Source organism: Nitrosospira multiformis, from assembly GCF_900110185.1.
GTDB lineage: Bacteria > Pseudomonadota > Gammaproteobacteria > Burkholderiales > Nitrosomonadaceae > Nitrosospira > Nitrosospira multiformis_A.
This window is the reverse complement of sequence record NZ_FOCT01000002.1, coordinates 62,460-86,790: the sequence shown is the minus strand read 5'-3', so window position 1 is coordinate 86,790 and position 24,331 is coordinate 62,460. Positions and strand designations below refer to the sequence as shown.

Genomic DNA, 24,331 nt, shown 5'->3' with positions numbered 1-24,331 from the left:
GTTTTGCTCAGGTGGAACGCGCCTGTCCAACCTGCTGAAAATACGTTTCGGGCTATAATCTGATGACTGATATGCACTGAGATTTGGCCTTGCCAAGTCTCATGTCTTTCCTGCTTGCCTCAAGAATCATTTCATGAATGTTTTTTACGAAGAGGAAGGCACCTTCAAGGTAGGTGCGGTTCTTGCCGATAACACGACTTCGCTGCAAGTGGAGGCGCCTCACGGCAAGCGCGCAAAAATAAAGGCAGCCTCTGTGCTGCTGCGGTTTGACGCGCCCTCATTGACTGAATTCATGGATGTCGCGCAAAAAACGGCGGAAGATCTTGACCCGAATTTTCTCTGGGAATGTTGTGAGAGTGAGGTCGAATTCGCCAGCGATGCGCTTGCCGCAGATTATTTCGGCGATCGGGTGACACCGGAAGAAGCTGCCGCGGTATTGATCCGGCTGCACAGCGCGCCGATGTATTTTTACAAGAAAGGGCGCGGCCGCTACAAGGCTGCGCCGCCGAAAGCGCTGGAGGCGGCGCTTGCCAGCCAGGAGAAAAAGCGCCGCCAGGCGGAACAGCAGGCCCGTTACATGCAATCGCTGAGCGAGTTTATCCTTCCGGAAGAATTCAAGCCGACACTATTCAACCTGCTCTATCGTCCGGAAAAAAATTCGGTCGAGTGGAAAGCGCTGGATGCCGTCTGTGCCGCGACGAAACTGAGCGTTTCCCAGTTGCTGCAAAAATGCGGGGCGATTCCTTCCACGCATGACTATCATCTCAACCGTTTCCTGTTGGAGCATTTCCCCGAGGGTACTGGCTTCGATGAACTGGGCGCTGACCAATTGGCGGTTCTGCCCGATCTGCCGGTAGCGGATGTGGCGGCTTTCAGCATCGATGATGTCACCACCACTGAAATTGACGATGCCTTTTCCGTTACGCCGCTGACGCTGGGAAGTTTCCGCATCGGCATTCACATTGCCGTACCCACGCTGGGCATTGCCCCAGGTTCGCTCCTGGACAAAGTGGCGGAACAGCGTATCTCAACCGTATATATTCCGGGCAACAAGATCACCATGTTGCCGGAACCGGTGATACAGCAGTACACATTGAGCGAAAAACAATTGCGTCCCGCTGTTTCGATGTATCTGGACGTGGCCGATGATTTCACGGTGACCGCCACCAGCACGCGTGTCGAGCAAGTAAAGGTGGCAGCCAACCTCCGGCACGACACATTGGAGGAGCAATTCAATGAATCTACCCTGGCTGGAGGAAGCATCGATCATCCCTTCGGCAGGGAGCTGGCCGCATTATGGAATTTTGCCTGCAAGATGGAAGCACTCCGCGGCAAGACCAACGACAGCAATAACGAACGCATCGACTACAACTTCAATCTTCATGGCGACCATATCATGATTACCGAGCGTCGCCGGGGCTCGCCCATCGATAAGGTAGTGTCTGAGTTGATGATTTTCGTGAATGCCGAATGGGGCCGGTTGCTTGCGGATAGCGGAGTCGCCGGCATCTATCGCAGTCAGGGCAATGGCAAGGTCAGGATGAGCACCTCGCCGGCGCCGCATCAGGGTCTCGGTGTTTCCCAGTACGCCTGGATCAGTTCGCCCATGCGCCGCTACGTGGATTTCATCAATCAGCGGCAACTGGTTGCGTTGCTGCGAGGAGAAGAACCTCCTTATACGAGGGAGAGCGAGAGCCTGCACATGTTCATGCGGAATTTCGAGTCCACTTATGAGGTGTACGGCGATTTTCAACGCTCGATGGAACGCTACTGGTGCTTGCGCTGGTTATTGCAGGAAAATGTTCTGGCAACAGGCGCGCAGGTGTTGAAGGAAAACCTGGTGAAGCTCGATCGCCTGCCGCTTGTGGCGCGTGTCGCATCTTTGCCGGAGCTGCCGCCGGAAACGGCTGTCGAGGTTGAAATCTCGAATATCGATCTGCTGGAACTTACCTTCAGTATAAAATTCCTGAGAAAACTGCAAGCTTGAGATTTATCCTGTAACATAGCAGGCCGTTACGGTTTACGGCCTTTCAGCCTCACTATTCTTCGGCAGATTTGAGCGCCAATCCGACAATAACGACCCTAAACGAGTTTAATCCGGGCGCGAGTTACGGCTCCCCGTTGAATGGAGTATCGCGCCTGAAAACCGCGATACTGGTCTCGGTTATTCTCCATGTCGTGGTTTTGTCCAGCGTCACTTTCAAGTTCCCTCTTTCGCAAATCCGTGCAGTGGGCGCGCCACTGGAAGTGATGCTGGTGAATAGGGAGGCCACTCTCCATTCGGACAAGACAGACAGGAAAGAAGCGTTGCCGCGGATGGCGCAGGATAGTCCTGCTGTAAAAGCCAACGCCAACCGGCATTCAGCCCAACCCATTCCTCCCCTGCCGAAACAGGAGGACACAGCAAATATTCCCCGGGAGACTATCGCCGATTCCGTCCCCTTCGCTCCCGCTGCCCAGGAAGCAGGACCGCGCGAACTCCGGACACCGCCATTGATGGCAGCCACTGAGAATGACAGCCATCAAAGTGCTGATGAACCTGATCCCCTGATCGCCCAGGCTCAGCCTCAGATTCAAACCGGGCAGGACCAGAACGCTATCTTTGATACTACGGACCTGGTTCAGCGCGGGTTGGCAATCGCACGCGTGGCCGCGCGTGGCGACGCGAGTATTGAAACCTATCAAAAACCGCTTAAACGAAAGTTTATCGGCAGCCGCACCCGGGACTATCGTTTTGCCCGCTACGCCGAAGATTGGCGCCTCAAGGTGGAGCGGATCGGGAACCTGAATTACCCCGAAGCGGCAAAACGTGAACAGCTGTATGGCAGCTTGCAGCTTACCGTTGGCATCCGCTCCGATGGCAGCCTGGAATCGGTTGAAATAAACCGCTCTTCCGGAAAGAAAATTCTGGACCAGGCAGCCGTCCGTATCGTGAAGCTGGCGGGGCAAAATGGCTTCGCCCCTTTTCCTCCGGAGCTCAGCCGGGATACCGATATTCTGCATATTACCCGCTCCTGGGTATTCACCAGTGCCGATGAGCTGACAAGTGAGTAATCATGCGGGCGTACCGATTTGCCCGCAGGTATTGCTCACAATCGCATGTCTCCCTGTTTCCTCCTCCCGGTCGGCTCCCATCGGAGTCTGATTCCATGACCTACGCCATGAGTGACCATGAGTGATCTTTATGCCGTCATTGGTAATCCTGTTGCTCATAGCAAGTCGCCTCTGATTCATGCCGGGTTTGCACGTCAAAGCGGACAGGATATTCGTTATGAAGCGATACTTGCGCCATTGAATGGGTTCGTGGAAACGATAGCTGCCTTCAGGCAGCGAGGTGGCAAAGGGGCGAACGTAACCGTGCCATTCAAGCTGGAAGCCCATACGCTATCAAGCTGCCTCACGGAGCGGGCAAAGGCTGCCGGGGCAGTGAACACGCTTGTATTCGAGGCAGATGACATCCTGGGAGATAACACGGATGGCGCGGGGCTGGTGCGGGACATCGGCGTCAATCTCGGCTATGCGCTCGATGACCGGCGCGTCTTGCTCATGGGCGCGGGCGGAGCAGCCCGCGGGGTAATCACGCCCTTGCTCGAGCATGAGCCTGTCGCGCTGGTGATTGCCAATCGGACCCGCCAAAAAGCAGATGATCTGCAGCGGTTGTTTGCATCCCTGGGGAACGTTGTTTCCGCAGCGTACGAGGATCTTCGCGGGCAGGAATTCGACCTTGTCATCAATGCCACCTCCGCCAGCCTGCAGGGGGATCTGCCGCCTCTGCCAAGAGGTGTTTTCGCCGGCGCTTCGTTGGCCTACGATATGATGTACGGCAAGGGGCTTACCCCTTTTCTGCAATTCGCGCAGCAGCAGGGGGCAGCGCGGCTGGCCGATGGAACCGGCATGCTGGTGGAACAGGCGGCCGAATCCTTCTTTCTCTGGCGCGGAGTACGGCCGAAAACGGAACCGGTCATTGAAATGTTAAGGTCAAGCCTCGGCAGTCCGTAGATTGATAGGCGGAGCAGCGATAGCGTCATCCCCCGGTGAGGGTGGCGCAACTGCGCAACCTGGAAACAACAGTGGGAATAATAAGAATGTTTTTCAAGCGCTGGTTCTGGCGGATGTTCCTGTTTTTCATTGCCGCCCTATTTGCCTATCAATTCTGGATTTTCAGTCGGATTGTCTACTGGAACTATTTCAATCCTTCTTCCAGCGCTTTCATGCAAACCCGGCTGGAAACACTGCGGGAAAAAAATACGAAGGCTGCACTGCGTACCCGCTGGATTCCTTACGAACAGATTTCTCCGCATCTCAAGCGGGCAATCATTGCAGCCGAGGACGCGAAATTTCTGGAGCATGAAGGATTCGATTTCGACGCTATCCAGAAGGCGTACGAGAAAAACCTGAAAAAGGGCAGGCTGATCATGGGCGGCTCCACCATCAGCCAGCAACTGGCAAAAAACCTGTTTCTTTCCGGTGACAAGACCCCATGGCGTAAACTCCAGGAAGCGTTCATCACGCTGATGCTTGAGAAGGTGATGTCCAAACGCCGTATCCTGGAGATTTATCTGAATGTGATCGAATGGGGCAATGTGGTGTTCGGGGCCGAGGCCGCGGCCCGCCATTACTACGGTATTTCCGCTTCTTCTGTTTCAAGGGAACAAGCGGCTCGGCTCGCTGCCATGGTTCCCAGTCCCCGCTTCTACGACGAAAATCGCAATACGGCCTGGCTGACGAAGAAAACGCGCATGATTCTGCGCCGCATGGCGTCGGCTTCCATTCCCTGAGATAAAATAGCAGAGGCCGAGGTGGTCGAGGCGCTCTGTCCTGTCAGGCAGAGCCGCGGCTTGTGAGAGAAGTCCCATCCCGTCGGCTGTCGGCTGCCGATCGGTTTCCCTGTGCTTCTATGTCCGGTTTGCGTCTTCACTCACCTTGTCATAATATTCGACGTTTTTTTCCCTACAATCAGATCAGGCAAAACCTGTTCCAGGAACCTCCCTAATGGCAAATAACCTCAGGGAAACAGAAAACCTGCAAGAACATTTGCAGCGGGTGATCCAGTTACTGTACGAGCACAAGCTCGCGGAAGGGCTTCTGCCCCCGCAGCCCATGTCGGAGCAGGGACTCATGGATGGGCTCCTGCATGGGCAAAGCTTGGCTGAATTGCAGAAGCTCCTAGACGAGCTTCATCCCGCTGACGTCGCCCACATCCTCGAGGTGATGCCGCTCGAAGACCGCTTGTTGATCTGGGATCTGGTCAAGGCGGAGCGTGACGGGGAAATCCTGCTGGAGGTGTCGGACGCTGTCCGTGAAACTCTCATCGCCTCGATGGAACGCGGCGAGATGCGCGCTGCGGCAGAGCAGCTAGATGCCGATGAAATCGCGGACATCGCCCCTGATCTTCCCCGGGACGTTCTCGAAGATGTATTCCAGTCGCTTCCCATGGAAGAGCGCGAGAAGCTGCGGGCAGCCATGTCCTATCCGGAAGACGCGGTGGGGGCGCTCATGGATTTCGACGTGGTCACCATTCGTGAGGATGTAACGCTGGAAGTGGTCCTTCGCTACCTGCGCCGCCTGAACGAGTTGCCGGATCAGACCGACCTTTTGTTCGTGGTGGACCGGAACGAGTATTTCAAGGGCGTGCTACCCTTGAACCGCCTGCTGGTAAGCGATCCGGCCGCGCTGGTAAGTTCGGTCATGGGCAAGGAAACCATCGTGTTCTATCCTGACGAAAGGGCGCAACAGGCAGCGCAGGCATTCGAGCGCTACGATCTCGTTACCGCCGCGGTGGTCAATGCGGAAGGAAAACTGGTGGGCCGCGTCACGATCGATGCCGTGATGGATTTCATCCGGGAAGAATCAGCCAGCGAAGCCCTGAGCGTAGGCGGCTTGAGTCAGGAAGAAGACCTGTTCGCGCCTATCTGGAAGAGCCTCAAGAACCGCTGGACCTGGCTGGCCATCAACCTCGTTACCGCGTTCGTCGCCTCGCGGGTGATCGGCCTATTTGAAGATTCGATCGAAAAACTCGTCGCCCTGGCCGCGCTCATGCCGATCATTGCCGGAATAGGGGGAAACTCCGGCAATCAGACCATCACCATGATCGTGCGGGCGCTCGCTTTGGGACAATTGAATGGCGGGAACGCCCGCATGCTGATCAGCAAGGAAATCGGCGTGAGCGCCGTGAACGGCGTGGTGTGGGGCGCGGTGGTCGGGGGGTTTGCCTATATCATTTACCGCAATATTTCGCTCAGCCTGGTGATGATGCTGGCAATGATGCTCAACCTGTTGCTGGCCGCGCTCATGGGCGTGCTCATACCGCTGACCCTGCACAGCCTGGGGCGCGATCCTGCCGCAGGCTCCAGTGTGATGATAACCGCCGTGACCGACAGCGGTGGTTTTTTTATCTTCCTGGGGCTCGCAACCCTTTTTCTGCTATAGCCCCTGCCACAACCCCTTACGAGGCTATGGGAGGATTTTCTCGCCTGCCATCAATTGTTCGACCGATTCCCGCTCGCGGATGAGATGGATACGGTCGCCGTCGATCATCACCTCGGCGGCGCGTGGACGCGCATTGTAATTAGAACTCATGCTCATGCCATAAGCGCCCGCCGACATGACAGCGAGCAGATCACCCTGAGCCAGCGCCAGGTGGCGGTCATGCCCGAGAAAATCGCCGGTTTCGCACACCGGACCGACAATCTGATAGGTTTTTGCATCCATTTCGTTGCGCACAACCACCGGAAGGATTTCATGATAAGCCTTGTATAAGGCCGGACGCATCAGGTCGTTCATGGCCGCATCGACAATGGCGAAATCGCGATGCGGCGTAGGCTTGAGATACTCGACGGTTGTAAGCAGTACACCCGCATTGCCCACCAGCGACCTTCCCGGTTCGATCAGGATTTTCTGCCTGCGGCTGCCTACCACGCTGCGTAACGCCTCGACATATTCCCGTGCCGAGGGGGGATTTTCCCCGGCATAACGTATCCCCAGGCCGCCACCCAGATCGAGGTGCTCGATCTCCAACCCTTGCGCCTCCAGCCGGTCGAGCAGCCCCAGCATCTTCTTGCAGGTTTCGATGAAAGGCGCCAGTTCTGTCAATTGCGAGCCGATATGGCAATCGAGGCCGGCCACCCGTACGTTGCCGAGCTCTTGCGCAGAAGCATAAACCGCCTCCGCCTCATCGAAAGGAATGCCGAACTTGTTTTCCTTGAGTCCGGTGGAAATATACGGATGCGTTTTCGCATCCACATCCGGGTTCACCCGCAGGCTCACCGGCGCAACCTTGCCCATTTCTCCGGCCACGCGGTTCAGCACATGCAGCTCCGCTTCCGATTCCACGTTGAAGCACAGTATGCCTGCTTCGAGCGCTACTTTCATTTCCGCAGGCTGCTTGCCCACACCCGAAAAAACGATTTTCTGTGGATCGCCCCCCGCCTTCAATACCCGCTGAAGCTCTCCCCCGGAGACGATGTCGAAACCGCTGCCCAGGCGGGCGAGCAGGTTGAGAATGGCAAGGTTGGAATTCGCCTTGACGGCGTAACAGACCAGATGATCCCGTTCTGCAAAGGCATCGTCGAATTCCCGGTAGGCTGTTGTCAGCGCCGCATGCGAATAGACATAGCAGGGCGTGCCGAATTCAAGCGCGACGCGCTCCAGTTGCACCGACTCTGCCCACAAACGTCTGTTGTGGTAACTGAAGAAAGGAAAACCGCTCACTTCTTTTTCTCGCTATCCTGAGATGCGGGCGGTTTTTCAGGAGCAGGCTCCTGCGGAAGATAGAGCGGCCCCTTAAGGCCGCAGGCATTGAGCAGCAGGGCGGTCAGGGCGAGAGCGGCGAGGGTGCGCATGAAGTTGCTTGAATGAGAAATCGAGGATACTAACACAAAGGGCAGAACCTCTGACTGAGCCTCTAGGGTTACCTGAATCGCCCCCGAGGAGGATTTTTTAGAGGTTCTCTTGGTCAGCAACGCTGTGTTTTCGACTCGATCTGGTTGATAGTGGCTAATTCGGCGCTCAGAATATTTCTGAAGGGCGTTTGTTGACTGAATATCTTTAGCGCGTTCATTGCATTTATACGGCATTAAATTTCGCGAAAAGTAGTGCTACCGGTCGCGCCAGAAAGAACCATATTACGTTTTTGGAATCCTACATAGCTCAAGTTGGCGTTGTAGTTCCAGTGGCAAAGCGATGTCACCGCCTTCGAATATCCATTTGAAGTACCCAAGCACTTGGTGTATCAACTCCATCATACTGAGTTTGTAGTCACCAAAAACGATGTACACCCTTGGACCGGCAATGAAGTACGCATACCAATCGTTAATGGTTCGCTCGTAGACTTCCGTAATCACTTGGCGTTCCAAGCTCTTATCGTGCGTGAGTTCCCAATGCTTGTTGCCGTTGGCGAGGTCGACAATGGACTGCAGAACCATCTTTGCGGGCTCAGGAAGTAAGAGTTTCTTTGCTTTAACCTCTGGACTACCACACTTCTCTATCCAATCAATATAAAGATGGTGAGCTGTGACAACGAAGTTGAAAGTGTCGTAGACACTCCACCCATTTTCCAGCCTCTGAGCTTCCCACTTCAGCTTTTCGTGCATGTCTTGACATGTTTCTAGACCGAAGCGAGTCGGAGGTTTTCTGGACTTCGTCATGTTTTGATTAACTGCTATGTATAACTAGAGTCACGGTTTTTTTACTTCAGCCTCCAAACAACTGATACCGGCAATTTTGATAGAAGTATGTGGTAGATCATTCCTGAGGCAGTCGTTTTTGACACTTTCTAATAATTGTCTTCACTAAATGTCAGATCAAATCGAAACTACTAGGAGTTACCCTATCACATCTCGGCCCGTCGTCACCCAATCCCCCTCAACTTCTTCCTCGCCGCCGCATAACCGGGATACACGCTTCCTACCGTCTGCCAGAACGCTTTCGAATGGTTCATTTCGATGAGGTGGGAGAGTTCATGCGCGACCACGTAGTCCACCAGATCGAGCGGCTTCTGGATCAGGCGCCAGTTGAGGCGGATGATGCCGCGTGAGTTGCAACTGCCCCAGAGCGTGCGCGCACTGGAGAGGCGCAATTGCGGCAGAGCCACGCCAAGTTTATTTGCGTAAAGGGCGATGCGTTCGGTAAAGCAGGTCAGCGCGTGTTGGCGATACCACTTCATCACGGCGTTTTCGATCTGCTCGGCAGCAACCCCGGAGGACAGGGATAAGCCCGGCTGCTCATCCTTGCTTCTGGCGTTCTCGCTTGCTTGCATCATCTGTACCCCGTCGGCGGTAACCGTCACCTGCCAGGGTTCTCCGAGCAGGGGAAAGATGGCACCTTCTTCCCACGCGGGCCGGGTGGGCTTCCTGTTCTTCCATTCGTCGAGCTTGGTGACGATCCAGTCGGCTCTTTTTTGCAGTACGGATTCGACCCAGCTCAACGATTCCCGCATCGGAATGCGCACCGTCAAGCCTTCGCTGCTCACTCTCATGCCGATGGTCTTGCGCCTGCAACGCATGAGGGTGTAGGGGACTTCGCTGCCGTTCAGGTTTATATGGCGCAGTTCGTTTGCCGCGAGTTTGCTCGTTTTCGTCCTTTGGAATGCCATCTTCTTCACGCAGCGGGTTCCTCTTGCGTTTGGTCCGGATTGGGGTTTTCGTCCGGATGCAGGTTATCGATCCGTGCCACCTCTGCTTCTATCCAGGCTTCCACCTTTGCATTGAGTTCGCCCGGTTCCATGCCGCTGGGGTCGATGGGTGCGCCGATACTGACCGTGATCGTGCCGGGACGCTTGATGAAGGCGTTCTTGCCCCAGAAGCGGCCCGCATTGTGCGCCACCGGTATGACCGGTGCGCCAGTATGGATGCCGAGCCAGGCGCCGCCAATGCCGTATTTGCCCCTTTTGCCGGGGGCGATGCGGGTGCCTTCCGGAAAAATGACGATGCAGAATCCCTGCCTGAGCCGGTCTTTTCCCTGCTCGACGATCTGCTTCAGCGCCGCTTTTCTCGAGCTGCGATCGATCGCGATGGGGTTGGTCATCGCCAGTCCCCAGCCGAAAAACGGGACTAGCAGCAGTTCCTTTTTCAGCACCCACACTTGCGGAGGAAAGATCTGCTGGAAGGCGATCGTTTCCCATGCCGATTGGTGCTTCGACAGAATGATGCTCGGCGTAGGGAGAATATTTTCTTTTCCTATGACGCGATAACGGATGCCGCAGACCGTAGTCAGCAGAAACAGCATCAGGTGCGCCCAGCCGGAGGTGATGCGATAGCGGTTGAGGCGCGAAAGCGGGAACGCGGCAAAGACGATCAGGAAGTAGAAAGGGGTGATGATGAGCTGCAGCAGCGCGTAGAGCGTCGAGCGCAGCACGACCGGAATCCAGTTCATTGCGTCAGGGCATTGACCACCGCCGAGAGATCAGCGAATATTTTCGTGTTTTCGGGCAGGCCATCCTCGGCTTCGGTCTTTTTTCCTTTGCCGGTCAGCACCAGGACGGGAAGCGCGCCGACGGCAGCTGCGCACTGCAAATCACGCAGGGAGTCGCCGATCGCAGGCACACCTTTCAAGTCCAGCCCAAAACGTTCTGAAATTTCCTTGAACATCCCGGTGGCGGGCTTGCGGCAATCACAGCTGTCGGTGTTGGCATGGGGGCAGAAAAACATCGCATCGATGCGTCCCCCGGCCTGGATGGCGGCTTTGCACATCTTGTCGTTGATGGCATTGAATGACACCATATCCAGCAAACCTCTGCCAATGCCGGACTGGTTGGTGGCGACCACCACCCGATAGCCCGCCTGCGTAAGGTGCGCGATTGCTTCCAGACTGCCGGGAATGGGCTTCCATTCATCCGGCGTCTTGATAAAGGCGGCACTGTCGTAATTGATGACGCCGTCCCGGTCGAGAATGACGAGTTTCATGATCGGTTACCGGTATCAGATCGCCAGTCGGGAAATATCTGCAATCCGGTTCATTGTCTTCTGCATTTGCGCAAGCAGGGCAAGCCGGTTGTGGCGCAGCGCAGCATCCTCCGTATTCACCATTACCGTATCGAAAAACCGATCTACCGGAACTTTCAGTGCGGCCAGCGCCTGCAGCGAAGCGGTATAGTCGCCGGCAGCAAAGGCTGCATCGGCTTCCGGCATTATACGGTTTAATGCCTCGTGCAGCGCCTGTTCTGCGGGCGCCTGCAACAGGATGGTGTCGATTTGCCCACCTCCATCGACTTCCGCTTTTCTGAGAATGTTGCCCACCCGCTTGTTGGTCGCCGCAAGACTTTCGGCTTCCGGCAGGGCGGCGAAAGCACGCACCGCGATCAGGCGTTTTTTGACATCATTCAGCAACTGGGGCCGCAGGGCGAGTACCGCGTCGATCTGCTGCGGGGAGAAAGCCGGCCGGCCCTCGTTACCGGGTTCGCCAAAGTCCGTTGCCTGTCCCTCGATGGATTCGGTACTGAAATAGTGCTTCAGCCGTTCGTAAATGAAATCACTTAAAGTTTCAGTGGGGGTTTCGGCTGTGGTTTCAGTTGAGCCTTTGATTTTTTGTCCAAAAATGTCCGCAGTCTGCTCGAGCAGGGTGTTCAGCGCCAGCGGCGCTTCCTTTTCGGTCAATATGCGGATGACGCCCAGCGCATGGCGGCGCAAGGCGAAGGGGTCTTTGTCTCCAGTGGGTATCTGGCCAATGCCGAACAAGCCGACAAGCGTTTCGAGTTTGTCGGCGAGCGCGACACACACGCCCACCAGATTGCGCGGTAACTCATCGCCGGCAAAGCGCGGTTTGTAGTGGTCTTCGATCGCGTCGGCGACCTCCTCGGCCACGCCGTCATGCTTTGCATAATAGCGTCCCATGATGCCCTGCAACTCCGGGAACTCGCCGACCATGTCGGTGAGCAGGTCCGCTTTGGCAAGCATGGCTGCTTCGCCCGCCCGGGCTGCAAGTTCATTACCGCCGAGCTGTAAGCCGATGGTTTGTGCAATGGCCCAGATCCTTTCCACCCGTTCTGCCTGCGTGCCCAGCTTGTTGTGGTATACAACCCTCCGCAAGCCTTCCACCCGCGAGGCCAGCGTCTTCCTGCGATCCTGGTCGAAAAAGAATTTTGCGTCCGCCAGGCGCGAGCGCAGCACACGTTCGTTCCCGGCAATCACTGCGCGCGCATCCACCGGATGGATATTGGATACGATCAGGAACCTGTGCGAGAGTTGGCCGCCCGCATCGAGCAGAGGGAAATACTTCTGATTGGCCTGCATCGTCAGGATCAGGCACTCCTGTGGCACATCCAGGAATCCCGTTTCAAATTCACCCATCAGCACCCTGGGGCGTTCCACCAGCGCGGTAACTTCATCCAGCAGGCCGTCATACCGGGTTAGTCCGATCCCTTCCTTGCCGGCTGCGGCCAGCAACTGGCGCTCGATCTCGGCGCGACGATGGGAGAAGCTCGCAATCACCGCGCCTTCTTCTTGTAACTGATGCTCGTAACTGTCGGCATCTTTCACGGTCAGCGGATTTGTCACCGCTTCGAAACGGTGTCCTTGCGTTTGACGTCCCGCTGTCAGCCCCAGTATGGATACGTCCACAACTTCTTTCCCATGCAGGGCAACGAGCGCATGCGCCGGGCGGACGAAATTGACGGTATTCCAGCCATCGGCCAATTGATACGTCATCATTCTGGCAATGGGCAATTTCTGCAGCGTCTCGTCCAGCGCTGCCTGCAGGCCTTCCGCCAGCGTCGCTCCCTTCACTACGCTATCCAGAAACAGGGTTTCTGTTTTTCCATCGTGGGCGCGTTTGAGCTGAGAGAGGAAGGGGAAAGGACCAGCATCGCCGCAAAGACTGCGCAGCTTCTTGAGCAGGGCAGGGGTGGGCTGGCCATTTTCATCCAGACCCACTGCTACCGGCATCAGTTTTTTCAGGGAGGATGTGTCCGGCGCCTGTGCTGCTATGCATGTGAGATGTACGGCAAGGCGTCGGGGAGAGGCAAAAGGGGTGACGGCCGCATCTTCCCGCGCCAAGCCCTGCCTTTTCAGGCCCGCGGCTATTCCCTGCGCGAAACTGTCACCCAGTTTCTTCAGCGACTTGGGGGGCAGTTCCTCTACCAGCAGTTCAACCAGAAGATTTCGGGTTGCCAAACCTTGTGTTGCATCAGTCAAGCGGCTTTCTCCAGCAATTCCTGCGCCCATTCCACCGGCGCCAGGGGAAAGCCCAGACGCTTGCGGCTTTCGTAATAGGCGTGTGCCACGCTGCGTGCGAGTTCCCGGATGCGCCCGATATAGGCGGCGCGCTCCGTGACCGAGATCGCGCCGCGCGCATCGAGAAGATTGAAAGTGTGTGCAGCCTTCAGCACTTGCTCATAAGCCGGCAAAGGGAGTCCCTGTTCCACCAGATGACGGGCTTGTGCCTCATGGCTTGTAAAGGCTTTGAACAGGAAATCCAGGTCACTGTGCCCGAAATTGTAGGAGGATTGCTCGACCTCGTTCTGATGATAGACATCGCGATAGGAAAGCCCTTTTGTCCAGGTGAGGTCGAAAACGTTGTCCACGCCTTGCAGGTACATTGCCAGCCGCTCCAGGCCATAGGTGATTTCACCCGTGATGGGCTTGCAGTTCATGCCGCCCACCTGCTGGAAATAGGTGAACTGCGTCACCTCCATGCCGTTCAGCCACACTTCCCAGCCCAATCCCCAGGCTCCGAGAGTGGGGTTTTCCCAGTCATCCTCGACGAAACGTATATCGTTCTGGCGGAGATCGAAACCGAGTTCTTCGAGCGAGCCGAGGTACAGTTCAAGGATGTTGGCAGGGGCGGGTTTCAGGACCGCCTGAAACTGGTAGTAGTGTTGCAACCTGTTGGGATTCTCGCCATAACGCCCGTCTTTTGGACGACGGGTGGGTTGCACATACGCCGCTTTCCACAGCTCGGGGCCGAGCGCGCGCAGGAATGTGGCAGTGTGGGATGTGCCCGCGCCAACTTCCATATCGTACGGTTGAAGCAGCGCGCAGCCCTGCCTGGCCCAGTAGTGTTGCAGGGCGAGAATGATTTCCTGAAATGTGCGCATGTAAGATTCTGAGCCGGACCGTAATTGACAAAAAGGCGCAAAAGCAAGAGGCAGCAAGAGACGCCGTAAAACTGCGTGAGAACGCGATTTTACCGTTTTTTGCGGGTTTCGCGAAAAGCGGATAACACGGCAAGTCCCAGCAATATTCCGCAAAGCCCGAGAATCAGGCTGTTGCCGAACCGCACGTAGGGCGTGGCGCCGGCAAATCCCTGTGCTGTGCCATGCAAGGCGGTGGTGGTGAATATTTCCGCCTCCTGCAACACTCTCCCGCGCTCGTCGATGATTGCCGTGACCCCTGTATTGGTTGCCCGCACCATATAGCGTCCTGTTTCAAGGGCCCGCATCTGGGATATCTGCAAGTGTTGTCGAGGCCCGATGGAGCGGCCAAACCAGGCGTCGTTGCTGACGTTGGCGAGCAGGGTGGCTTGCGGCAGCTGCTGGATGATCTCTTCGCCAAACACGTCTTCATAGCAGATATTCACTGCGACCCGCTGCCCCGCGATATTCATGGGCTGCTGCCCGAGTGCGCCCCGTGAAAAATCGGATAACGGAATTTTCAGGACGTTGATGATCCACCCGAACACCGGTTTCAATGGAATGAATTCGCCAAACGGCACAAGGTGATACTTGCGGTAGCTCTGTTCAGGGGAAGTGCCGAAGCTGAACATGGAATTATAGTATTCGCTCCGGCCACCCGGTGCTTCCACCAGACCAACCAGAATGTCGCCATTATTCCGCCTTGCATGGGCGGCCAGGTGGGCAAGATAGATAGGCGATACTTCGTTGCGGTAGAGCGGGATCGAAATTTCGGGTGTGATGATTAGGCGGCTGTCGCTTTGCAGTACAAGCCGAGCGTAGTTTTCCATGGAACTGATGAGCTGATCCTCACGCCACTTCATATCCTGCGGAATGTTCCCCTGCAGCAGGCTTACAGTCACCGGTTCACCTTCCGGTTCAGTCCAGTGAATCTGCTGGAGGCCCCAACCGGCAAGCCAGAGCGTCAGCAGGGGTAAAAAATAGAGGGGCTTGCGAAATTCCTTTTGAACGAGCAAACACAGCAGCGCAGCACTCAGCACCACCAGCAGCGAAATGCCGTATACACCGATAATGGGTGCGAAACCGGCCAGGGGACTGAGCGGCGCTTGGGAGTAACCCAGGGTCAGCCATGGAAAGCCTGTAAACAATACGCTGCGCAGCCAGTCAGACAAGGCCCACAGCGCCCCGGCAGTCAGCCCCCATACGATAGGGGCGGCGATATCCAGTTTTCTCAGGGTCCAGCCTGTCATTGCCGGAAACAGCGCGAGGTAGCCGCACAGAAAAATGAGCGCAAGCACGGCAACCGGCATCGGCATTGCGCCGAAATCATGCAGGGAAATATATAGCCAGGTGACACCCGCACTGAACATTCCCATACCGAACGAGAAGCCGAGCAACCCGGCTGCGCGAGGTCGCGCACTGTTGCGCCAGAAATGGCACAACAGCGCGAGGGTTACAAGCGGGATCGGAAAAAGATAAAACGGCGCAAAACCGGGAACGGTAAGTGCGCCGAGCAGAAAACAGACCAGTAATTCCGAACGGATTATTTTATTCAATGTGCTTCAATGATTCGCGCTTGCGCGATAGTGCGCCCCTCTGCGCTATCTCTTCTCTCTTCTTTGGAACCGAACGACAGAAAACCATTTTTAAATCAACTCCCCGGATCCCGATCTTCATAACCCGTTTGCTTGAGAAGATACCATACAGGCTTTATACGAAGAGGAGTGCCGATAATCAGCAACGGAGCGGGCCGACCTCCCATATGCCGGTGAGCGAGTGTTTATCCCGCAAAAAGACGCCAAAATCACGTGCCTTGATCAGAAACCTCGTCTTCCAGTATCTGGCAGGGCAGCAATAATCGGAAGGTCGAGCCGATCCCTACCACGGACTCCACTTCCAGTTTGCCGCCCAAAAGCCGGGTCGCTTCTGAAGCGATGGACAAGCCCAACCCGATGCCCGGTTTGCCGTAGGTATCGGCGCGCTGGAAAGCATCGAACAGGTGGGTCAGGTTTTCCGGAGCAATGCCCGGGCCCTGATCGCTCACGCTGAGGATCCAGGCACTATCTTCCCTACTGGCGTTATGACGGGCTGTGACTTCTATCCGGCCACCCGAACTGTATTTTACCGCGTTCCCCAGCAGATTCTGCAATATAGGCACCAGCAGCGTTTCTTCACTGATCACTTTCGCGCCTTCCGGCACATCGATGCGTAACTCTATTCCCTTCAATTGCGCTTCCGGTGTGATCTGCCTGACTGCTTCAGATAACAATGAATTCAAATCCACCGCTTCCATCGCCAGGTGAAAGTACCCTTTTCGCAGTTGCTCGGATTGCAGCAAGCGATCCATTCCAGCAGTGGTCTTGAGTATGATGCTCCTGACCGACTCCAGGTCCGCGACGTTGTCGGCAAGCTCGGGAATTTTTGCGAGCTTCACTGCAAGTATCTGGATATATAGCGTGATTTGGCTGAGATGATTGCGAAGATCATGAGAAAGAAAAGAGAGATACTTGGACTGGATTTCCGTCGCGGACTTGAGCTGCCGCTGCAGATTCTCGACGAATATGACCGTTCCGCTTTGCAGCGTCGCATCTACTGCCATGTTCAGGGCAACATTGCTTGTCTCGTCCAGTTCGCCATTCAATTCTTCGGAAATCTGTTCGATCATTACGCGCCGTAGAAGCTGGTACTCGACTACCAGTTCGCGTATGTTGTAATTTTCCTGAAAGCGCGACTCGCCATGCAGTCTGCTGCCTTCCACCAGCGCCTGGGTAGTGACGGGATGGCTGGAGGAAAACGCTTCGATCACCTCTTCCAGGATCAGAGGCACGGAGTCGCGTAGGTTTCTTAGCGTGAGCGCATCAGCCGCGGGCAAGGTGCAGGCGACAGATTTCTCCCACTCTCGCAGAATCGCGTCCTTGCGTACGCGCAAGGCAGAGGCAAGGTGAGGAAACGCATGATATGCCAGCAGGTCCAGGGTGGGGTCGGCTGTAGACATAAGTTCTGAAAAACCGATAGTTTGAGAGCGCGCTATTTTACTGCCAAATCGGGAGATGAAGTCGGGGAGTGATATCCCAGGTTGACCTGGGGCAGGACCTTTGCCTTTTAAGGGGGGCTTACATGGGCTTTGATATGGGCTGCTGATTTTGTGCTAGACTCATATTCTGAAAGCCATGACGTCAAGAGGGAACCTATGCGAGCATATAGGAATAGGGGTTCCGCGCACAGTCTGCTGACGCTCACGAAGGATGTATTGTGCTGGCCGTTTCGCCATAGGCAACGGAGGGTGGAGAGAGCGGCCCATAGCCGGACGCTGGCACCCATAAAAAAGAGATTCGCCCGGCCGATTTCCCGTACAAGGGAGATGCCTAGCAACAAGCAGACATGGGCGCGCCAAAAAAACAGATTACATTGGCTCCTTTATGAGGGACTTGAGATAGTGAGCAACAGCCAGGCTTTTACACTTACAAGAAAAACACTGCGCGGCCTGATACTGTTATCGAGCATTCCGTTGTTTGGAATGGTGGCAGCCTTCGGTATTGCCCCCGATACTGCGGTGGAAGACGTACCGGTCGAGCAGGTCGTCCTCGGTCTGGAGATTCCGGAGATTCGCTCTGGCTCGGCGGAGGGCATGACTTTTTGGCGTCATGAACGTATCCAGCAGGGCGATACCATCGGGAGCCTGCTTTCCCGGCTTGAAGTGAATAATCAGGATGTGGCGCGCCTCATTCGGGATACTTCGGATTTGAAGGCCTTGCATCCATTGGCCGCGGGCAGAATGGTGCATGCCGAAACCAGCGCTGCGGGCGAATTGCTGCTGCTGCGCTACTTTCCCGGCGGCAGCGATCAGGTGGTGCTGGAAAAACGCGACGGCAGCTATGTGGTGAGCGATAGGCCTGCATTGCTGGAAACACACATCCAGATGAAATCAGGCGTGATCGAAAGCTCGCTTTTTGCCGCGATCGACCGCGCGGGCATTCCGGACACCGTGGCTTCCCAGATTGTCGATATCCTGGCTTCCCAAATAGATTTTCACCGCGATCTGCGCAAGGGTGACCGTTTTACGGTGGTGTACGATTCCCTCTACGGCAATGGGGAACCGACGAGAGCCGGCCGGGTGCTGGCGGTGGAGTTCGTCAACCAGGGAGTGCCTTACCGGGGAGTGTATTTCCCGGGGAGCGACGGTGGAGAAGGCGGTTATTACACGCCGGACGGCAAGAACCTGCGCAGGGTATTTCTGCGCTCGCCGCTGGAATTCTCCCGCATCAGTTCCGGCTTTTCCACCGGCCGCTTTCATCCCATCCTGAAAAAATGGCGGGCTCATAAGGGCATCGACTACGTGGCGCCCACCGGTACAGGGGTAAAGGCGGTGGCCGATGGCGTCGTGGCGGTGGCGGGATGGGAAGGGGGATATGGAAATTTCATCATCCTCGAGCATGAAGGGTCGTATGCCACCGTCTACGGCCACTTGTCGGCTTTCGCCAAAGGGTTGCGCAAGGGTCACCGTGTCCGCCAGGGACATATCATTGGCCGGGTTGGAGCCACCGGCCTGGCGAGCGGGCCCCATCTGCACTTTGAGTTCCGTGTCAACGGCATTCAACGCGATCCTCTGAAGGAGCCGATGCCGGAAGGAAAACCGATCGCTCCCGCACAGCTCGCGGCATTTTACGAATCAACGAAATCGTCGATGGCGAGGCTCGATATGCTGCACGGCACCAATCTCGCTTTGCTGGATTAACGGCGGGTGGTCCGAACGGATCGACTAGATAAAAGTCCCGTCAACGGGAGAGATTTGAAAGCGGCGTACTATATCGGCATCATGTCGGGCACCAGTCTGGATGGGATCGACGCAGTGCTTGCCGACTTTGAAGCCCCCCGGCCGGTGTTGCTGGACAACTTCTATCTGCCATACCCGGGGAAGCTCCGCGAACAGCTCAAGGAACTCCATTTTCCGGGTCATGATGAGCTGCACCGTGCCGCGACGATTGGTAATCAACTTGCCCGTCATTACGCCGAAGCAGTGGCAGGCTTGCTCCGCAAAAGCGGCGTTGCGCCGCACGAAGTCGCTGCCATCGGATGCCACGGGCAAACCATACGTCATTGCCCCCACTCAGAAGCGGGTTACACTATCCAGTTATGCAACTCTCCGTTGCTGGTAGAGCTCACCGGAATCAGGGTGGTTTCCGATTTCAGGAGTCGCGATATCGCTGCGGGAGGGCAGGGGGCGCCCCTGGTGCCGGCATTTCATCAGGCCTTGTTCGCCGATCCTCATGTTCATCGCGTGATCGTCAATATCGGGGGAATCAGCAATCTCACTGATCTGCCGCGGAATGGAAACGTGACAGGATTCGATTGCGGCCCAGGCAATGCCATGATGGACGAGTGGTGCGCGCGCCATACCGGGCAAGCGTATGATGAGGACGGAAGGTGGGCTGCAACCGGAAAAACGCTCTCCGTGCTGCTGGAAAAGCTGCTGGCACTGCCATTTTTTTCCCTTCCCCCGCCCAAAAGTGTCAGCAGGGAATTATTCAGTACAACCTGGCTGGAAGGCTACCTGAAGGGGGATGAGAGCCCGGCCGATGTCCAGGCCACCCTGCTGGAGCTGACCGTCACCGGGATTGCCCGTTGTATACTCGATTACTGCGGGGATGCGACCGAAATTTATGTGTGCGGCGGGGGCGCGCGGAACAGTCACCTCATCGCCTCCCTTCAGGTGGCATTGTCCGGCAGGAAAGTTGGATTGACGGACAGCCTGGGCGTGGACGCCGACTGGCTGGAAGCTTTCGCCTTTGCCTGGCTTGCGCGACAACTCATCCAGGGCATGCCCGGTAATATTCCCTCGGTTACTGGCGCGAAGGGCTCCCGGCTTCTCGGGGCCATCTATTCTGCCTAGGACCTGTTATATCCTCTTCAGGACTTTCTTTTATCCTGAATGAAGGGACGGAAGTGGGAGCTGGAAGGGGATGTGAGCTTCCGGTCCAGCCTATGCAGAGAATGCAGAGTTTGAGCCGCAGAGTTACCCGCAGGGTTTATTAAACGGAGAATGAAGAGCCGCAACCGCAGGTGCTTGCAGCGCCCGGATTCTTGATAATGAACTGGGCACCCTCGGCGTTTTCCTGATAATCGATTTCCGCTCCTGCCAGATACTGGAAACTCATGGCATCCACCAGGAGTTTGACACCATTTTTTTCCATTACCGTGTCATCTTCACTTATCAGTTCATCAAAGGTGAATCCGTACTTGAAGCCGGAGCATCCGCCTCCTGCCACGAATACCCGCAGCTTGAGATCGTTGTTTCCTTCCTCTTCGATCAGCTCTCTGACCTTGTTTGCCGCGTTGTCCGTAAAGATCAATGGCGTTGGGATATTCGTCATCGAATCAGTCTGACCCGAACCATCGTTGAAAGGAGCGTTCATAAGCGTTTCCGAATAGCCTGGTGAGAGATTGCAGTATTACACGTGCTTCAAATCGTTGATCTGGGCCGCAGGCAATAATGTAACGATATTGCTTTCACGTTCCAGGATTTCCGTATGGAGCAGCATGCCCTGAACAGATGCACCGAGATGTATTTCCATGCCCTTATAGTGTACATCGCCACAGACCTTCGCCTTTGGCTGGAGTTCCACATACTCGGTAACCTTTATCGTGCCGACTACCGTGCCATTGATCACAGCATGGGAAACGTGGATGACACCCTCTACGATCGCCTGATCGCTTAAAACCAGGGTGCTCGGCATGTCGCTCAACCCGGTAATGTTTCCCGTAACACGACCGTCTATTCGTACCCCCCCGGTGAAGATGATATTTCCTTCAATGTGAGTATCGACGCCGATAAGCGAATCGATCTGGTTGTGCGGTCTGCCTATTTTCTCAAACATTTTCTCTCCTTACAAAGACAGGTTCACCGTTTGCATGAGCCTGGCCTGCGTTTCGCCCTTCTCGAATACTTTCACCTGCAAGCTGTCGACAATGGCCTCCGGAGCCAGCCAGAAAGTATTTTCCACTCGCCGATAAAACCGGAAACTGACATCAAACTTTTTCGATGGGTCGTCGCTGGTCTCACGGGAGGTGAGGGGCTGGACCATTTTTTCCCCATTCTGCTGAAAGTTGACGGCAAATTCCAGGTTGCCGTGAAAATCCTTGCCCCGCACTCCTGACTGAACCAGAAGCAGGCTGTATCGGTATTCACCGGGCAGTTTACCTTTTTCAAGCTTCAGGCCCCCGATGGAAACACGCTGCCCAGTCTTGCCAGGAGCAGAACCAAGATTCTGGAAAAAGGCCAGTTCTTCCTTGAGGCGCGTATTCTCGCCCTGAAGGGTCTTGACTTGGCTCGCGATATCCTGACGGGCGGCCTGATCCATTTGCAACTGCTGATCGAGTCCCGCCATCTTTATGCGCAGTTCGTCATTCTCGTGCTGCAGTCGCGCATTCAACTGCGATAACCGCTCCATCTCCGGTCCTGCCTCGGTTTTTTCTTCACGCGGGGGTTCGATTCTGTCGGGAATACCGGCCTTGCGCCCGGCATCGTACATGCCCCACGAAAGAATCAGCGCAGCCACGAGCAGGATGGCAAGAGTCGCCCAGCGGACATGAGCGGGAGTCTGTAATCGGACCGCGGCTGGCGCCGCAGCTATTTTGTGCCTTCTATTACGCGACTTTATCATAAGCGCAGGTCATGCCCTTTGAAGCGGCAGCCAAGCGTATCCGAAACATCGCAAAAGAGCATCAGATCGAAATAATGGAAAGTTTCTCTTGCAGCGGGATCCTTGATCACTACCAGGAGAAGTGTCGAGAGAAACCCGCAGCCAACTATGGATATTCTAACGATGAACCTCGATCTTGACAAAGACTAACTTTTATCGAGGAACAGCCGCCATAATGCATTTTCTAGAAATTAACTTACATTGCATGGCTGGATCTTCGTGAGGGGCACCTGGACTCGATTTCGACAGCACTGCAGCTCCGCCCGCTTATTTACGATTTCTTACGGAAACAGGGGGACATGGGTGATGGCAAGGGTTTCCGGCAAGCCGAACATGAGGTTCATATTTTGCACTGCCTGCCCGGCCGCACCCTTGACAAGGTTGTCCGTAACCGAGAGTATGACGGCCGTATCCCCACCCTGGGGGCGGTGGACGGCGATGCGGCAGAGATTCGAACCCCGTACAGAGCGGGTTTCCGGATGGGAGCCTGCCGGAAGCACGTCGACAAACGGTTCATCCACGTAGCGGTTTTCGTATAACGCCTGCAAATCGACTTCTTTAAGAAGTTTTACATAAAGCGTGGCATGGATGCCGCGAATCATCGGGGTGAGGTGCGGTACGAATGTCAGACCGACCGGGTGTTTTGCCGCTTGCGACAAGCCCTGCCTGATCTCGGGAAGATGGCGATGCCCGGATACTCCATAGGCCTTGAAGTTGTCCCCTGCTTCAGCAAAAAGGGTATGAATTTCCGCGTTGCGTCCCGCGCCTGACACGCCCGATTTCGCGTCTGCAATGAGATGATCCAGATCCACGGCATCCGATTCCACCAAGGGAAGGAAACCCAGTTGCACGGCCGTGGGATAGCAGCCGGGGTTGGCTATGAGCCGGGCTGTCTTTATCCTGTCGCGATTGATTTCCGGCAGACCGTAGACCGCCTCCGCAACCAGTTCGGGGCAGGCATGAGTCATTCCATACCATTTTTCCCAGACGGCGATATCCTTGATACGAAAATCGGCGGCAAGATCAATTATCCGCACGCCTGCATCGAGCAGGGATGGAACCTGTTTCATGGCAATGCCATTCGGGGTGGCAAAGAATACCACGTCGCATTTTTCGAGGTTTGCCTCTGCGGGATCGGAAAATTTTAACTCTATCCGCCCACGCAGACTTGGAAACAACTGGGCGACATCCATGCCAGCTTCCTTGCGCGATGTAATTGCCTCGATACTCACCTCCGGGTGTTGAGACAAGATGCGCAGCAGCTCTACTCCGGTATATCCGGTTCCCCCTACGATGCCGATCTTAAGCATGGTTCTTCGAAATTTTCGTGTGGTTAAAATTCGTTGTCACGCCGTATCGTCTACCTGACATCCGCCATGATGTCTGTGGAAGGTTTTACGATTACCAGCGCTAAAAAAAGAAAAAAGCCGCATGTCCGCCAGAAACAGCGGGCAGGCGGCTTTTTATGACAGATAAAAGCTTATCGTTTGGAGAACTGTTTCCGGCGTCGTGCCTTGCGCAGACCAACCTTTTTGCGCTCCACTTCACGCGCGTCACGCGTAACCAGCCCGGCATTGCTCAATACGGGTTTCAGGGTTGCATCGAAGTCAATTAGGGCACGGGTAATTCCATGTCTCACCGCGCCTGCCTGTCCGGATTCGCCCCCGCCGTGAATATTCACCAGGATGTCGAAGCGATCGAGATTTCCGGTCAATTCCAGCGGCTGGCGAACCACCATGCGTCCCGTTTCCCGGGAAAAAAACTCATCCACGGGTTTGTTGTTGACTGTTATCACGCCGCTACCCGGCTTGATGAACACGCGCGCTACCGCGCTTTTGCGCCGTCCCGTACCGTAACTGTAGGTTCCATTCATGATCAAGCCCTGACTTCAAGTTGCCGCGGCTGTTGTGCGGCGTGTGGATGTGCTGCACCGGCATATATCTTGAGTTTCTTTAACATTGCATAGCCGAGAGGACCTTTCGGCAGCATGCCTTTTACTGCTTTTTCCAGCGGCCTGCCGGGAAAGCGCGTATGCATTTTCGCGAAACTCGTTTCGTATATACCACCGGGGTAACCGCTGTGGCGATAGTACATCTTGCTTTCAGCCTTGTTGCCGGTAACGCGCATCTTGTCCACGTTGATCACGACAATGAAATCACCAGTATCCACATGCGGCGTATAGATAGGCTTATGCTTGCCGCGAAGACGATGGGCAATCTCGGCAGCGAGGCGTCCAAGTACCTTGCCGGCCGCATCAATCACGAACCATTCCCGATTCACTTCATGTGGTTTGGCTGAAAAGGTTTTCACAAACCTACCCCTGCTTATTTACTAAAAGCCGCGCATTTTATGTCAGAGATGCATAAATGTCAAACTGGAGTCCGTGGACAGAAGTCGTATTCGTCTGCCACAAACACCACTCTCTTCGCTGATTTTCGTTTTGCAAGGGGGCGTATACCGGCGACTTTTGTTCCCACCAAAATCATTGAGAAAACGGTTATCATAACCCACCTTAAAATTGCAGGCGGAAGATTACAGCGAATATTGAGGCAAAAATTGCAGGAAG

At 55.5% G+C, this 24,331-nt stretch carries 23 protein-coding genes; 7 read left to right on the top strand and 16 right to left on the bottom strand.

Annotated features, from left to right (window positions below; genetic code table 11):
- Positions 1–133: 133 nt before the first annotated feature.
- From BMY01_RS02720 to mgtE, 5 genes are all read left to right on the top strand, one after another.
- Positions 134–1,987 carry a ribonuclease catalytic domain-containing protein gene (locus BMY01_RS02720; RefSeq protein WP_074744098.1) on the top strand — a complete coding sequence of 618 codons (1,854 nt, stop codon included), beginning with the start codon at positions 134–136 and terminating at the stop codon, positions 1,985–1,987.
- Between the two features lie 68 nt (positions 1,988–2,055).
- A complete protein-coding gene (locus BMY01_RS02715) occupies positions 2,056–3,054 on the top strand; it encodes an energy transducer TonB (protein WP_074744096.1) in 999 nt (332 codons plus the stop codon).
- 117 nt (positions 3,055–3,171) lie between these two features.
- A complete protein-coding gene (gene aroE, locus BMY01_RS02710) occupies positions 3,172–3,999 on the top strand; it encodes a shikimate dehydrogenase (RefSeq protein WP_074744094.1) in 828 nt (275 codons plus the stop codon).
- A gap of 86 nt (positions 4,000–4,085) precedes the next feature.
- Positions 4,086–4,778 (top strand): monofunctional biosynthetic peptidoglycan transglycosylase, encoded by a 693-nt coding sequence (gene mtgA, locus BMY01_RS02705; RefSeq protein WP_074744092.1) that lies wholly within the window; start codon positions 4,086–4,088, stop codon positions 4,776–4,778.
- A 214-nt stretch (positions 4,779–4,992) separates the two neighbouring features.
- Complete coding sequence (gene mgtE, locus BMY01_RS02700; protein ID WP_074744090.1) at positions 4,993–6,429, top strand: magnesium transporter; 1,437 nt, start codon at positions 4,993–4,995, stop codon at positions 6,427–6,429.
- 24 nt (positions 6,430–6,453) lie between these two features.
- Here mgtE and lysA read toward each other — a convergent pair whose 3' ends face one another.
- The 10 genes from lysA to BMY01_RS02650 all read right to left on the bottom strand — a co-directional run bounded on the left by lysA (position 6,454) and on the right by BMY01_RS02650 (position 17,060).
- On the bottom strand, positions 6,454–7,710 hold the full coding sequence (gene lysA, locus BMY01_RS02695) for a diaminopimelate decarboxylase (RefSeq protein WP_074744088.1): 1,257 nt from the start codon (positions 7,708–7,710) through the stop codon (positions 6,454–6,456).
- Positions 7,707–8,075, bottom strand: a complete 369-nt coding sequence (lptM, locus tag BMY01_RS18230; RefSeq protein WP_081353651.1) for an LPS translocon maturation chaperone LptM — start codon at positions 8,073–8,075, stop codon at positions 7,707–7,709. The genes lysA and lptM overlap by 4 nt, the downstream gene beginning before the upstream one ends.
- A 48-nt stretch (positions 8,076–8,123) precedes the next feature.
- On the bottom strand, positions 8,124–8,423 hold the full coding sequence (locus BMY01_RS17270) for a hypothetical protein (RefSeq protein ID WP_139176672.1): 300 nt from the start codon (positions 8,421–8,423) through the stop codon (positions 8,124–8,126).
- 425 nt (positions 8,424–8,848) lie between these two features.
- Positions 8,849–9,592, bottom strand: coding sequence for a M48 family metallopeptidase (locus tag BMY01_RS02680; protein ID WP_254772594.1), 744 nt, complete (start codon positions 9,590–9,592; stop codon positions 8,849–8,851).
- 5 nt (positions 9,593–9,597) lie between these two features.
- On the bottom strand, positions 9,598–10,371 hold the full coding sequence (locus tag BMY01_RS02675) for a lysophospholipid acyltransferase family protein (RefSeq protein WP_074744084.1): 774 nt from the start codon (positions 10,369–10,371) through the stop codon (positions 9,598–9,600).
- Complete coding sequence (gmhB, locus tag BMY01_RS02670; RefSeq protein ID WP_074744082.1) at positions 10,368–10,901, bottom strand: D-glycero-beta-D-manno-heptose 1,7-bisphosphate 7-phosphatase; 534 nt, start codon at positions 10,899–10,901, stop codon at positions 10,368–10,370. The genes BMY01_RS02675 and gmhB overlap by 4 nt, the downstream gene beginning before the upstream one ends.
- Before the next feature lie 15 nt (positions 10,902–10,916).
- Positions 10,917–13,106, bottom strand: a complete 2,190-nt coding sequence (glyS, locus tag BMY01_RS02665; protein ID WP_254772593.1) for a glycine--tRNA ligase subunit beta — start codon at positions 13,104–13,106, stop codon at positions 10,917–10,919.
- Positions 13,107–13,123: 17 nt separating this feature from the next.
- Complete coding sequence (gene glyQ, locus BMY01_RS02660; protein ID WP_074744079.1) at positions 13,124–14,029, bottom strand: glycine--tRNA ligase subunit alpha; 906 nt, start codon at positions 14,027–14,029, stop codon at positions 13,124–13,126.
- 89 nt (positions 14,030–14,118) lie between these two features.
- On the bottom strand, positions 14,119–15,612 hold the full coding sequence (gene lnt, locus BMY01_RS02655) for an apolipoprotein N-acyltransferase (protein ID WP_074744530.1): 1,494 nt from the start codon (positions 15,610–15,612) through the stop codon (positions 14,119–14,121).
- Between the two features lie 257 nt (positions 15,613–15,869).
- Entirely contained in the window at positions 15,870–17,060 is a 1,191-nt protein-coding gene (locus BMY01_RS02650) for a sensor histidine kinase (protein WP_074744077.1), read from the bottom strand.
- 441 nt (positions 17,061–17,501) lie between these two features.
- On the opposite strand from BMY01_RS02650, the gene BMY01_RS02645 reads away from it, so the two are divergent.
- On the top strand, positions 17,502–18,800 hold the full coding sequence (locus tag BMY01_RS02645; RefSeq protein ID WP_368086224.1) for an OapA family protein: 1,299 nt from the start codon (positions 17,502–17,504) through the stop codon (positions 18,798–18,800).
- A gap of 54 nt (positions 18,801–18,854) precedes the next feature.
- Positions 18,855–19,955 (top strand): anhydro-N-acetylmuramic acid kinase, encoded by a 1,101-nt coding sequence (locus BMY01_RS02640; RefSeq protein WP_074744073.1) that lies wholly within the window; start codon positions 18,855–18,857, stop codon positions 19,953–19,955.
- Positions 19,956–20,094: 139 nt separating this feature from the next.
- Here BMY01_RS02640 and erpA read toward each other — a convergent pair whose 3' ends face one another.
- The 6 genes from erpA to rplM form a co-directional block, all read right to left on the bottom strand.
- Positions 20,095–20,436 carry an iron-sulfur cluster insertion protein ErpA gene (gene erpA, locus BMY01_RS02635; RefSeq protein WP_217638608.1) on the bottom strand — a complete coding sequence of 114 codons (342 nt, stop codon included), beginning with the start codon at positions 20,434–20,436 and terminating at the stop codon, positions 20,095–20,097.
- A gap of 78 nt (positions 20,437–20,514) precedes the next feature.
- Complete coding sequence (locus BMY01_RS02630; RefSeq protein WP_074744072.1) at positions 20,515–20,940, bottom strand: bactofilin family protein; 426 nt, start codon at positions 20,938–20,940, stop codon at positions 20,515–20,517.
- Positions 20,941–20,949: 9 nt separating this feature from the next.
- On the bottom strand, positions 20,950–21,726 hold the full coding sequence (locus BMY01_RS02625) for a DUF6776 family protein (protein ID WP_074744070.1): 777 nt from the start codon (positions 21,724–21,726) through the stop codon (positions 20,950–20,952).
- 320 nt (positions 21,727–22,046) lie between these two features.
- Positions 22,047–23,075, bottom strand: a complete 1,029-nt coding sequence (gene argC, locus BMY01_RS02620; protein ID WP_074744068.1) for an N-acetyl-gamma-glutamyl-phosphate reductase — start codon at positions 23,073–23,075, stop codon at positions 22,047–22,049.
- Between the two features lie 170 nt (positions 23,076–23,245).
- Positions 23,246–23,638 carry a 30S ribosomal protein S9 gene (rpsI, locus tag BMY01_RS02615; RefSeq protein ID WP_011379922.1) on the bottom strand — a complete coding sequence of 131 codons (393 nt, stop codon included), beginning with the start codon at positions 23,636–23,638 and terminating at the stop codon, positions 23,246–23,248.
- A gap of 2 nt (positions 23,639–23,640) precedes the next feature.
- Positions 23,641–24,075, bottom strand: a complete 435-nt coding sequence (rplM, locus tag BMY01_RS02610) for a 50S ribosomal protein L13 (protein ID WP_074744066.1) — start codon at positions 24,073–24,075, stop codon at positions 23,641–23,643.
- Positions 24,076–24,331: the final 256 nt, after the last annotated feature.